General features: G+C 30.1%; 9 protein-coding genes and 2 riboswitches. Of the genes, 6 read left to right on the forward strand and 3 right to left on the reverse strand.

What is annotated here, in order from left to right; genetic code table 11:
• Positions 1–465, forward strand: a 465-nt coding sequence (locus N5D03_RS10885; RefSeq protein WP_280051658.1) for a DUF1573 domain-containing protein, incomplete at its 5' end; no start/stop codon positions are given.
• A 12-nt stretch (positions 466–477) separates the two neighbouring features.
• Here N5D03_RS10885 and N5D03_RS10890 read toward each other — a convergent pair.
• Both N5D03_RS10890 and N5D03_RS10895 read right to left on the reverse strand, forming a co-directional pair.
• Complete coding sequence (locus N5D03_RS10890) at positions 478–1659, reverse strand: hypothetical protein (protein WP_280051659.1); 1182 nt, start codon at positions 1657–1659, stop codon at positions 478–480.
• Positions 1660–2078: 419 nt separating this feature from the next.
• Positions 2079–2735 carry a metal-dependent transcriptional regulator gene (locus tag N5D03_RS10895; protein WP_115000633.1) on the reverse strand — a complete coding sequence of 219 codons (657 nt, stop codon included), beginning with the start codon at positions 2733–2735 and terminating at the stop codon, positions 2079–2081.
• 106 nt (positions 2736–2841) lie between these two features.
• Between N5D03_RS10895 and N5D03_RS10900 the strand changes: the two genes are divergently transcribed.
• Both N5D03_RS10900 and N5D03_RS10905 read left to right on the forward strand, forming a co-directional pair.
• The gene (locus N5D03_RS10900; protein WP_280051661.1) at positions 2842–4896 is read left to right on the forward strand and encodes a TonB-dependent receptor; all 2055 of its coding nucleotides are present in this window, start codon (positions 2842–2844) and stop codon (positions 4894–4896) included.
• On the forward strand, positions 4896–5342 hold the full coding sequence (locus N5D03_RS10905) for a thioredoxin fold domain-containing protein (RefSeq protein ID WP_084106839.1): 447 nt from the start codon (positions 4896–4898) through the stop codon (positions 5340–5342). The genes N5D03_RS10900 and N5D03_RS10905 overlap by 1 nt, the downstream gene beginning before the upstream one ends.
• 56 nt (positions 5343–5398) lie before the next feature.
• Here N5D03_RS10905 and N5D03_RS10910 read toward each other — a convergent pair whose 3' ends face one another.
• The gene (locus tag N5D03_RS10910; protein WP_219035244.1) at positions 5399–6580 is read right to left on the reverse strand and encodes a homoserine dehydrogenase; all 1182 of its coding nucleotides are present in this window, start codon (positions 6578–6580) and stop codon (positions 5399–5401) included.
• Between the two features lie 124 nt (positions 6581–6704).
• Positions 6705–6803: riboswitch (SAM riboswitch) on the reverse strand.
• A 445-nt stretch (positions 6804–7248) separates the two neighbouring features.
• A riboswitch (SAM riboswitch) is annotated at positions 7249–7347 on the forward strand.
• A gap of 43 nt (positions 7348–7390) precedes the next feature.
• On the opposite strand from N5D03_RS10910, the gene N5D03_RS10915 reads away from it, so the two are divergent.
• The 3 genes from N5D03_RS10915 (at position 7391) to metF (ending at position 12340) form a co-directional block, all read left to right on the forward strand.
• Positions 7391–8389 carry a homocysteine S-methyltransferase family protein gene (locus N5D03_RS10915; RefSeq protein ID WP_219035074.1) on the forward strand — a complete coding sequence of 333 codons (999 nt, stop codon included), beginning with the start codon at positions 7391–7393 and terminating at the stop codon, positions 8387–8389.
• Complete coding sequence (gene metH, locus N5D03_RS10920; RefSeq protein WP_280051663.1) at positions 8377–11040, forward strand: methionine synthase; 2664 nt, start codon at positions 8377–8379, stop codon at positions 11038–11040. Before N5D03_RS10915 ends, metH begins: the two co-directional genes overlap by 13 nt.
• A 343-nt stretch (positions 11041–11383) precedes the next feature.
• A complete protein-coding gene (gene metF / locus N5D03_RS10925; RefSeq protein WP_280051664.1) occupies positions 11384–12340 on the forward strand; it encodes a methylenetetrahydrofolate reductase [NAD(P)H] in 957 nt (318 codons plus the stop codon).
• Positions 12341–12390: the final 50 nt, after the last annotated feature.

Consider the following 12390-nt stretch of genomic DNA (forward strand, 5'->3'; position numbering starts at 1 on the left):
TTATATTATAAAATTGGAATGTTATTTGTAATAAATTCGAAAGTAATTTTATTTAAAGTAAAATTCTTTTGTACATTTGATTACAAATTAATTATCGTCATGAAAAAATTAATGTTTTTAGGTGCTTTTGCTTTAGGCGTTACAAGTTTATTTGCTCAAACACTTAGTTTAGAAAAAGAAGAAATTCAATTTGGAAATATAAAGTTGAATACCGAAGTAACTGCTAAGATGAAAGTAACCAACTCAGGTGATAAACCTTTAATTCTTAAAAGCGTTGTTGGTTCTTGTGGATGTACAGTTCCTGAATATCCCACAACACCTATCGAACCAGGAAAATCTGCGGATATTACCATTAAATATTCAAGTGGAGGAGTTACTGGAGATTTTAATAAATCCGTAACAATCACATCTAACGATCCAGTTTCTTCTCGAAAAATTTTCAGAATAAAAGGAAAAGCGGAATAATAGTAAAGCAAGTTATTTAACTTGCTTTTTTTGTTCCTCTTTAATAAATTCTAAAATATTATTATACATTCTTTCATCCATTTCTTTTAAATAAAACCCTTTTTTAATATCTGTAGAATCAATTTGTTGTAGATAAATTTGATATTGTAGAAATTTTTCTAATTTGGTTTTACTTATATTTAAATTATTAATGTTCAATTCATTTTCTTTATAATTTCCTGGAATTAAAATTTGATCAAAATTTATACTTCTTATATAAGAAAATGATTTAATATTTTTGAAATAATCACCTTTAAAAATAGAAAATATTAAAATAAATGAAGTAATATATACAAATATTAAACTTAATAATTCTGAATATTTATTAAATATTTTTAAGTTAACTAATTTAAAAATAATTAATAAATCAATAATTAATACATCTAATAAAAATCTAAATTGATTAGAAAAAATTAATATTATTAATAATTTCACTATACAACAGAATATTAACGATTTTATAAAATAATTCTTTTTATAGAAGCCTATTAACAAATTGAAAATTGTTAAACAAATAATTAAAAGAAAAATTATTGTTCGAGAAGATGATTGAAAAAAAATAGCTTGAAAATATTCAGTTGTATTCATTCTAGCTACTTCTTCAAACGTAAACGAATCTTTAAGTGGAATAAATTTACCGTTCTGTGCAGATAATTCATATAAATGCTGTGGTGAAGCCCATTCCAAACCTTTTATTGAAGAAAATTCTAAAGGAAATAAAGGATTTGCTGAAACAATTATTCCTTTACAACAGAATAATAAAGCAATAAAAACGAGTAAAAATAAATTCTTATCTTTTAAACTCTTGTATTCTTTATTTCTTAGATATTCAATTCCAAAAAATAAAATTAATACAATACTTATTGGTTTAATTACAAATAAAATAGCAGCGTAAAAAAGGTAATCAGACGCTTTATTTTTATAACGTAAATATTCATTGATTAATAGAATCGTAAGAACAAAAACAGGAAGATCTGGTGAAGGAGTATTTAAAAAAAATATAAAAAGGAGATTAAAAATGAGAAGTTTTTTCTGCTTCAATTCGAAAACATAGAGATTGAAGATTAAAAATAAACAAAAATTCAATCGATAATAAATATCTAATGTTTCGTTAATCGAAGCTTGCAAAATATGCCAGAAACTATTTTGTGCCAAAACCCATTCAAAATTGGAAAGACCTTTTACAAAACCAGCAAAGTCTAACCATTTTATTGTTGGAATATAATAACCAAAATGATCTAAAATAAAAGGATATGTAACTGCAACCAACAATCCAACAAAAGTAAAAGCATAAAAATATCGCGATATATTTTTCAGTTTCAACAAACTTACTTTCACTTCGTTTCTATGATAAATTAATGATAGAATCGCAATTAAAATTAATACTACTTCGTATGTAAAATTTAATGGAAGAAAAAATGCTACTAAAAAACTTATCAATCCTACTCCTATCATCCCATTTATGACTGTAAACGAAATAGTTGAGTTTATTCTAGGGAAAATTTTCTGAAATAAAAATCCAATCCCTAAAAAAAAGAGAAATAAGACGATTGATAAAAAAAACTGTAAAACCATTATCTACCTAATAATCTTGAAGTCACATGATTACTAAATGTTTCAATTTCATTTGATTTTAGAAATTTAACCTTCATTGTTCCATCAAAATCTTCAACAGAAATGATTTCAATTTCATCATTCAAATGAATATTTTTTGAATTCAAATACTTCAAAAATTCATCCGAAGAACCAATAACAGCGCATATTTCTACTTTATCACCTTCTTTAAATTCGGCCAATTTTTTGTAATTGATAATTTCTATTTTTCCATTTTTATCTGGAATTGGAGAACCATGCGGATCTAATTTAGGAAAATTCAATAATTCGTCCATTTTATCGAAAAAAATTGGACTTTGAATATGTTCTATTTGCTCAGCAATTTCATGAACTTGTTCCCAACCAAATCCCATTTTATCTACCAAAAACATCTCTGTTAATCGGTGTTTTCTTACAATCAAAGAAGCTTTCAGAATTCCTTTATCAGATAACCGAAGTGGTTTATACGATTCATAAATCACCAATTCTTTTTCAGCTAATTTTTTCATCATACTGTTTACAGTAGGCATTTTTATTTCCAAATGCTTACTCAAATCCTTCACATTCACTTCTCCTTTCCCATTTTCAGAAAGATGAAATAATGCTTTTAGGTAATTTTCTTCGACCAATGAATTCATAGAAACAAATATAGTTGAAAATTAAGTAAAATTTAATAATTCATTTTTAATAATATTTTTGTTAGATTTGTCTAACTTTTTAATTTGATTATAAATTTTACTTGATATGAAAACAACATTTTATTTATTCATTGCTTTAACCTCCATTCTATCAAATGCTCAGGAACAAAAAGATTCTATTTATATGAAAGATCCTTCAGAAAATTTAGATGAGATTGTAGTTACAGGAACAATGAAAGCTGTAAGAAAGTCTGATAGTCCAGTTCCAATTGAAATCTATACACCGAAGTTTTTTCAAAAAAATCCAACACCTTCTTTATTTGATGCTGTACAATTAATAAATGGTGTTCAACCGCAATTAAATTGTAACGTTTGCAACACAGGTGATATTCATATTAACGGAATGGAAGGTCCTTATACCATGATTTTAATTGATGGAATGCCAATTGTTTCTTCTCTATCTACAGTTTATGGTTTGAGCGGAATTCCGAATTCTTTGGTTGAACGAATAGAAGTCATAAAAGGACCAGCATCTTCCCTTTATGGAACAGAAGCTATGGGGGGTATAATTAATGTGATTACTAAATCTCCTAAATCTGCTCCAAAATTATCTTTAGATGCCTTTACTACTTCTTGGTTAGAAACCAATCTTGATGGAGGATACAAATATAATTTAGGAGAAAAGGTAAATGGTTTATTTGGCTTTAATTACTTTAAATATGACAATAAAAAAGATAAAAATAACGACGGTTTTACAGATGTAACGTTACAAGATCGTATTACATTATTCAATAAATTTGATTTTGAACGTCAAGAAAATAGAACAGCATCGGTTGCTTTACGTTATTTATACGAAGATAGATGGGGAGGTCAAATGAATTGGAAAAGAAAACTACACAGAGGAAGTGACGAAGTTTATGCAGAAAGTATTATGACAAATCGTTTTGAAGCGATAGGAATGTATCAATTACCTTTAAAAGAGAAAATAATGACTCAATTTTCTTACAATTTTCATCAACAGAATTCATTTTATGGTCCAGAATCGTACCAAGGAAAACAACAAGTTGTTTTTGCTCAAGCTTATTGGGATAAGATAATTGGACAACATAGTTTACTTTTAGGAACTTCATTCAAGTATACTTATTACGATGATAACACTAGAGGTACTGGAGAATTTGATGAGAATAATAATCTAGTCAAGAATAACCCTATGAATACACCTATTCCTGGTGTTTTTGTACAAGACGAATGGACATTAAACTCTGAAAATAAATTATTACTTGGTTACAGATTTGATTACGATAAAACACATAAAGGAATACATTCTCCAAGAGTAGCTTATAAATTTTCACCTTCATCTCATCATACTTTAAGAGCAAGTTTTGGTACAGGATTTCGTGTTGTAAATGTTTTCACAGAAGATCATCGTGCATTAACTGGAGCTAGACAAGTAGTTTTTGAAAATGAATTAAAACCTGAAAAATCATATAATGGAAATATTAATTATGTGTTCAAACTACCAACTTCTTTTGCAGCTCTAAATTTTGATTTCACAACATTCTATTCTTATTTCACAAACAAAATTATTGCTGATACAGATACTGACGAAACAAAGATTATCTATGACAATTTAGATGGACACGCAATATCTCAAGGAGTTTCTTTAAATATAGATGCAACATTTGACTTTCCTCTAAAAATAATGCTTGGCGCAACCTATATGGATGTTTACAAAAAAGAAAATGGCGAAAAAGAAGTTCAATATCACGCACCGAAATGGTCTGGAAATTTCTTAGCAAGTTATGCATTCAAAAAAGGTTTTACTATTGATTTAACCGCCAATTATAATGACAAAATGAAATTACCTCGCGTAGAAAATGATTATCGACCTGAATATTCAAAGCCAACTTTTATTGCCAATATTCAATTGAGTAAATCATTCAAAAATAATATTGAAATCTATGGTGGAGTAAAAAATATTTTTAATGTTTTACCAAAAGGCGATGTTATTGCTCGTTGGTGGGATCCATTCGGAGAACCAGGAAATGGAATTACTCCTCCTAAAGGAAGAAATGATGTTATTTTTGAGCCAAATGATTACAGCTATACACCTATGCAGGGAACAAGAGGTTTTATAGGTGTCCGATACAATTTACGTTAATGAAAATCTGGTACTTCATATTCATTTTATCATCATTGAATCTCCAAGCACAGATTTCATTAGAAAAATTTAATTCAATTTTTAATGAAAATCCTAAACCAATTCTGCTTTATTTTTCTACCAATTGGTGTAGTTACTGTATGATTCAAAAGAAACAATTAGAAAAAGATGATGAATTACTTCAAATTCTAAATAATGACATTTATTTTATTGAATTTGATGCAGAAACAAATGAATCTATTATTTTTTTAAACAAAAAATATGAACCTAAATCGAATAAAAAAACTCATCCATTTTTGGAAGAATTTATTGATAAAAACGAACAAATTAGTTATCCATATTGGGTTTTAATCTCAAAAGATTTTAAAATTGAAATGACTTATGCTGGATTAATTAAAAATAAACCACTAAAACTTTTATTGAAAAAGTATTTACAAAAACCTTAATTTTTAGATTTACAAAAAAGCCTCAATTAATATTGAGGCTTTTTAATCACAAAAATTTACTCAAACGCAATTATCGAAAGTTTTGGATTTTCAATAATCTCTTTTTGTTTGAGCTTTTCTATATCAATCACACCAACAATGTGATTGTAATTTTTACTTTGATAACGCTCTTCTATTTCATCAAAAATGTTTGAAACATCATCTGCTTGATTCTCAAAACCGATATAAATTCGCTTCTTTCCTGTTTGATTAAAAACTCCTTCTTCTTTGTTTTCATATTTTCGAATCGAATATTGATAATCATATTTCAACGCAGAAATATCACTCAAAACAGCCGAAGAAGTTGGGAAACGCCCTGCTCCTTTTCCATATAAAAATTGCTCATCTGAAAGCGAACTTCCAATCAAAACTCCATTATATTCGTTATTCACAAGCGCAATTGTTTTATTTAATTCAACAAAAGTTGGCAAAACTGTTGATGTAATTTCACCCGTTTGATGATTAATTTTAGAATTAGCAATCAACTTTATTGTATAATTTTTTTCTTTTGCGTATTTAAAATCTTCAACTTTCAATGAAGTAATTCCTTTTCGAATAACTTGATCAACATCAATCTTTTTACCGAAAGCATGCAACGTAATAATTGCTAATTTACTCGACGCATCAAAACCTTCTACATCAGCCGTTGGATCAGCTTCTGCAAAACCACTTTCTTGCGCTGCTTTTAAGGCATCTTGATACGACTCATTTTCATTCGCCATTTTCGTCAAAATGTAATTTGTTGTCCCATTTACAATTCCAGATACATAATTCAATAAATCGTTATCAAAATATTCTTCTAGATTTCTAATAATCGGAACTGACCCGCAAACAGAGGCTTCATAAAGAAAAGAAACATTGTTTTGTGCTTGCAAATCCAATAATTCTTTGTGATGATCTGCAATCAATTTTTTATTTGCACTTACCACATGTTTACCTTTATTGAACGCTTTTATAATGATATCATGTGCCGCATCAGCATCCGAAATTAACTCAACAACAACATTTATTTCATCGTCATTTAAAATATCATCCGCATTAGTCGAAAATAATTCAGACGGAGCATTTCTAGATTTAGAATTATCTTTAATTACAATTTTTTTAATTGCAGCATTCAATTGTGGTTTTTCTTCCAATACCTTGTAAATTCCTTCTCCTACAACTCCAAATCCGAACAATCCGATATTTATTTTTTTCATTTATTTGTTTTGTTTTTAATTATTTACCAAAGAAAAGTGAAGAAAAAAAATGGTTCAATCGCATAAAAACAATTGAACCATTTTGAATAAAGAATATTATTGAAGATTGGTTTACAGTAGTTTTTATTCATCTTTCCTATAAGGATGGATTTAGCACCTTGATTCATTAATCAGGTTGCTAAAGTTTCTTTGGGCCATTTCCCTCCACTTTTCTTGATAAAATGTAAATTTTAATGAACTATTTCTGAGGACAAATTTAGGCGAAAGAATTCTATATATCCAAATTAATTTCATTTCTTTAATTTAATATTTTCCGTAATTATAGATAAAAATACACAAATAATGAATTTTATTCTATAAATATTTATAGACAAAAATAATTTTCTAAAAAATACAATTAAAAGAAAAAACAAATCTTAATAATTTTTAATAAAACCCTATTTTTATTAAAAATATTCTAAAAACTACAATTTTCAATAACTAATTAAAATATTATTTCTTTAAAATAGTAATTTTAAAGAAATATTTTCTAAAATAAATTTCAAAAATGACCTATTAGAGATTTTGAACTATTTCAAACAAAAATTATTTCTATGAACCAAGTTTCGAACTCGTTTTTTTCAATCTTGATTTTTTTATTCTCAATACTTTAAATAATTTTGCACATAGCTTTATAAAGAAAGATGGAGGGAATAGGCCCGTTGAAATCTTAGCAACCCAAAGTATAGTTGGGTGCTAAATCCTACTCAAATAGAGAAAGATAAGGACTTACCTCACACTTCTTCCCATAAGGCTTTTAAAATATTTAGAATGAAATTAGACGATATACTAAAAGAGCGTATTGTTATTTTAGATGGTGCAATGGGAACGATGATCCAAAAGCACAATTTACAAGAAGAAGATTATCGTGGAGAACGATTCAAGGATTTTCATACTTCTTTAAAAGGAAATAACGATTTATTGGTTTTAACCCAACCTCAAATCATAAAAGATATTCACCGAGAATATTTGGCTGCTGGTGCAGATTTAATCGAAACAAATACGTTCAATGCCAATATTATTTCTATGGTTGATTATGATATGGTTGATTTGGTTGATGAATTAAATTACGAAGCCGTTCGCTTAGCAAAAGAAGCTTGTGAAGAGTTTTCTACCCCAGATAAACCTCGTTTTGTAGTTGGATCTTTAGGTCCAACCAACAAGACAGCCTCTATTTCGCCACAAGTAAATGACCCTAGTTATCGCGATGTGGATTTTGATTTATTGGCAAATGTATATTATCGTCAAGCAAAAACAATGTTAGAAGCTGGTGCAGATATTTTACTTGTCGAAACTATTTTTGATACTTTAAATGCAAAAGCAGCATTTTATGGAATTCAAGATGCGATAGAAAAAACAGGAATCAACGTTCCTCTAATGGCTTCTGGTACAATAACAGATAAATCTGGACGTACACTTTCTGGACAAACAACAGAAGCTTTCTTGATTTCATTAGAACATATTGATTTAATTTCAGTTGGGTTAAATTGTGCTTTAGGTGCAACAGATTTGATTCCATATTTAGAAGTATTAGCCGAAAAAGCACCATTTTATGTCAGCGCATACCCAAATGCTGGTTTACCAAACGCTTTCGGTGGATACGATGAAACTCCTGAAATGATGCGAGATTTTATCAAACCTTTCTTAGATAAAAAATTGGTTAATATTTTGGGTGGATGTTGTGGAACTACACCAGATCATATCAAATTGATGGCAGATTTAGCAAAAGAATACGAACCTCGAAAAATTAGTGAACAATGTCAGGCGTAAAAATTCAACTTTCTGGATTAGAACCTTTAATTGTACGTGAAAATTCAAACTTTGTCAACGTTGGTGAACGTACAAATGTTACTGGTTCTAAAAAATTCTTGCGATTAATCAAAGAAGAAAAATTTGAAGAAGCACTTCAAATTGCACGTGATCAAGTAGATGGTGGCGCGCAAATTATCGACATCAATATGGATGAAGGTATGCTTGATGGTGTGGCTTCTATGGTGAAATATTTACGTTTGATTGCTTCTGAACCTGATATTTCGAAAGTTCCAATTATGATTGATTCTTCGAAATGGGAAATTATCGAAGCTGGTCTGAAAAATGTGCAAGGTAAAGCAATTGTGAACTCAATTTCTTTAAAAGAAGGTGAAGAATTATTTATCGAACATGCTAAGAAAATTAAACGTTATGGCGCTGCAACAGTGGTTATGGCGTTTGATGAAAAAGGTCAAGCAGATAATTATGAACGCCGAATCGAAATTGTAAAACGCTCTTATGATATTTTGGTGAATGAAGTAAATTTCAATCCAAGAGATATCATTTTTGATGTGAACATTTTCCCAGTTGCAACAGGAATGGACGAACATCGCCGAAATGCAATCGATTTTTTTGATGCAACTAAATGGATCAAAGAAAATCTTCCACATGCATTAGTTTCGGGTGGAGTTTCGAATGTTTCGTTTTCCTTCCGTGGAAATAATGCAGTTCGTGAAGCGATGCACACAGCGTTTTTATATCACGCCATCAAACACGGAATGGATATGGGAATCGTCAATCCAGAAATGATTGAGATTTATGATGATATTCCAAAAGATTTATTAGAACACGTTGAAGATGTTTTATTGGATCGACGTGATGATGCGACAGAGCGTTTGATTGATTTTGCCGAACATCTAAAAGGTGTTACAAAAGAGAAAAAGAAAGATGACGCTTGGCGTGAGTTACCATTAGAAAAACGTATTGAAATTTCTTTAGTAAAAGGAATAACAGAATTTATTGATGAAGATACTGCCGAAGCTTTAGAAAAAATTGGTTCACCTTTACGCGTTATCGAAGGTCCTTTGATGGATGGAATGAACGTCGTTGGAGATCTTTTTGGAAGCGGAAAAATGTTCTTACCTCAGGTTGTGAAATCAGCGCGTGTAATGAAAAAGTCGGTTGCTTATCTAACGCCTTTTTTAGAGGAAGAAAAACTTAGAAATAAAACAGACAAAGAACCTTCTAAAATCTTAATGGCGACTGTTAAAGGCGATGTTCACGATATTGGGAAAAATATTGTTTCTGTTGTTTTGAGTTGTAATGGTTTCGAAATAATAGATTTAGGCGTAATGGTTTCTTCTGAGACTATTTTAGATGAAGCGCAAAAAAATAATGTCGATGTAATTGGTCTTTCTGGGTTGATTACCCCTTCGTTAGATGAAATGGTACATGTTGCCAAAGAAATGAAACGTCTTAATCTTGATATTCCGTTAATGATTGGTGGTGCAACGACTTCTAAAGCGCATACAGCCGTTAAAATTGCACCAGAATATGATAAAGCAATTCATGTTTTAGATGCTTCTCGTTCGGTTACAATTTGTCAAAAATTGATTGGAAATCAACAAGCAGAATTACTTACAGAAACAACTACTGATTATACAAAAATTAGAGAAGGTTTCTTAAATCGTGCTGTATCAAAGGAATATCTATCAATTGAAGATGCTCGAAAAAATAAATTAAAAGTTGATTTTGAAGAAAATAAACCTTTTAAACCAAATAAATTAGGTGTTTTTACACATCAAACAACAGTTTCTGAATTAAGAGATTTTATCGATTGGACGCCATTTTTCAAAACATGGGATTTACATGGTAAATTTCCTGCGATTTTAGATGATGAAATTGTCGGAACAAATGCCAAAGAACTATATGTAGATGCTTTGTCAATGTTAAATAAAATTGAAGCTGAAAATTTAGCTAAACCGAAGGCTGTTTTTGGACTTTTCAAAGCGAATACGGTAAACGATGATACGATTGAATTGTTTGATGAAAATGATAACAAAATCGAGGAATTTTATACACTTCGTCAACAAGCGAAAAAATCGAAAAAACAACCAAATATTTCAATTGCTGATTTTATTGCGCCGAAAGATTCAGCAATTCAAGATTATATCGGTGCATTTGCTGTAACTGCTGGTCAAGAAATTGAAGAAGTTGCTAAAGCTTACGAAACAAATTTAGATGATTACAATTCGATTATGGTGAAAGCAATTGCCGATCGTTTGGCTGAAGCTTATGCGGAATATTTGCACAAATATGTTCGTACTGAAGTTTGGGGTTACGCGAAAGATGAAACTTTATCAAATGATGAATTAATCTCAGAAAAATATAAAGGAATTCGCCCTGCTCCTGGTTACCCAGCGTGTCCTGACCATTTAGAAAAAGAAACGATTTTCAAAATTTTGGATGTGGAGAAAAATGCAGGAATTGAGTTAACAAGTTCGTTGGCGATGTATCCCGTTTCGTCTGTTTCAGGTTATTATTTTGGAAATCCAGAAGCAAAATATTTTGGAGTTGGAAAAATAAAAATGGATCAGGTTGAAGATTTTGCTAAACGTAAAAATATAGAACTTGATAAAGCTGAGCGTTGGTTGAGTCCTAATTTGGCGTAAAAGCGTTAAGCGTTAAGCAAAAATAAATTTTGTCTTTCTAAATACAGCATTTCGAAATAAAGAATCTCAGATTCCTCGACAAGCTCGTAATGACAGAAACCAAAGTCATTCTGAACTCGTTTCAGAATCGCACAAATTTGGATAAGCTGCTGAAATAAGTTCAGAATGATAACAAAAAAAATGCGTTAGGGATTGCAGTGAAAATCCTTTTTTGTTGATTGAGCGAAGTCGAAATCAACAAAAAAGATTGCAACGAAAAGCCCGCCCGAAGGGAACGCCCATATAAAAGAAATTATATAATCGAAATTCGAGATTCGAACTTCGCTAAACGATAAAATAAAGAATGAAAGTTACCGAACATATAGAACGCGCAAACGGAAAACCGTTGTTTTCTGTGGAAATTTTACCACCTTTGAAAGGGCAAGATGTTAATGCGACGTTCAAAACTTTAGATCCATTAGTTGAGTTAAATCCAGCTTTTATCGATGTAACTTATCATCGTCAAGAGTATATTTACAAACAGAAAGAAAACGGGTTATTAAAGCGTTATCAGGTGCGAAAACGTCCTGGTACAGTTGCAATTTGTGCTGCGATACAGAATCATTATAAGATAGATGCTATTCCGCATTTGATTTGTGGAGGATTTACAAAAGAGGATACAGAAGATGCGTTAATCGATTTGAATTTCTTGGGAATTGATAATCTTTTGGTTTTGCGTGGAGATCCTATTAAATCGGAAAAATCTTTTGTTCCAGAAGTTGGTGGACATGCGCATGCATCGGAATTGATTGAGCAAATTACGGCTTTAAATACTGGAAATTATCTAGACGACGAGCTACAAGAGTCGCATGCAATGGATTTTTGTATTGGTGTAGCGGGTTATCCTGAGAAGCATTTCGAATCGCCGAATCTTGCAATGGATTTGTATTATTTGAAAAAGAAAGTGGAATTGGGAGCGGATTATATCGTGACGCAAATGTTTTTCGATAATCAAAAATATTTTGATTTTGTCAAAAAATGTCGTGAAATGGATATTAATATTCCGATTATTCCAGGTATAAAACCTTTGACAACTTTCAATCAACTAACGTCGATTCCGCAGAATTTCTATTTGGATTTACCAGAAGCTTTGGCAATGGAAGTTTTGAAGTCGAAAGATAAGGAACGAATTAAGGAAATCGGGATTGAATGGTGCATTCAACAATGTAAAGAATTGATCGATTTTGGTGTTCCTGGATTACATTTTTATACAATGAGTAATTCTATAAATACAAAAAGAATCGCTGAGACAGTTTATTAAAATAACAATAGTTGGTTGTTTATCTTTTCACAAATAAACAACCAAAATTA

The sequence above is a fragment of the Empedobacter sp. GD03861 genome, from assembly GCF_029840885.1.
GTDB lineage: Bacteria > Bacteroidota > Bacteroidia > Flavobacteriales > Weeksellaceae > Empedobacter > Empedobacter falsenii_B.

Excerpts from the sequence above, each read along its gene's own strand:
- N5D03_RS10900 (WP_280051661.1), top strand. The coding sequence starts at position 2,842 with ATGAAAACAACATTTTATTTATTCATTGCTTTAACCTCCATTCTATCA.
- N5D03_RS10905 (WP_084106839.1), top strand. The coding sequence starts at position 4,896 with ATGAAAATCTGGTACTTCATATTCATTTTATCATCATTGAATCTCCAA.
- metH (WP_280051663.1), top strand. The coding sequence starts at position 8,377 with ATGTCAGGCGTAAAAATTCAACTTTCTGGATTAGAACCTTTAATTGTA.
- N5D03_RS10910 (WP_219035244.1), bottom strand. The coding sequence starts at position 6,580 with ATGAAAAAAATAAATATCGGATTGTTCGGATTTGGAGTTGTAGGAGAA.
- metF (WP_280051664.1), top strand. The coding sequence starts at position 11,384 with ATGAAAGTTACCGAACATATAGAACGCGCAAACGGAAAACCGTTGTTT.
- N5D03_RS10895 (WP_115000633.1), bottom strand. The coding sequence starts at position 2,735 with ATGAATTCATTGGTCGAAGAAAATTACCTAAAAGCATTATTTCATCTT.
- N5D03_RS10915 (WP_219035074.1), top strand. The coding sequence starts at position 7,391 with ATGAAATTAGACGATATACTAAAAGAGCGTATTGTTATTTTAGATGGT.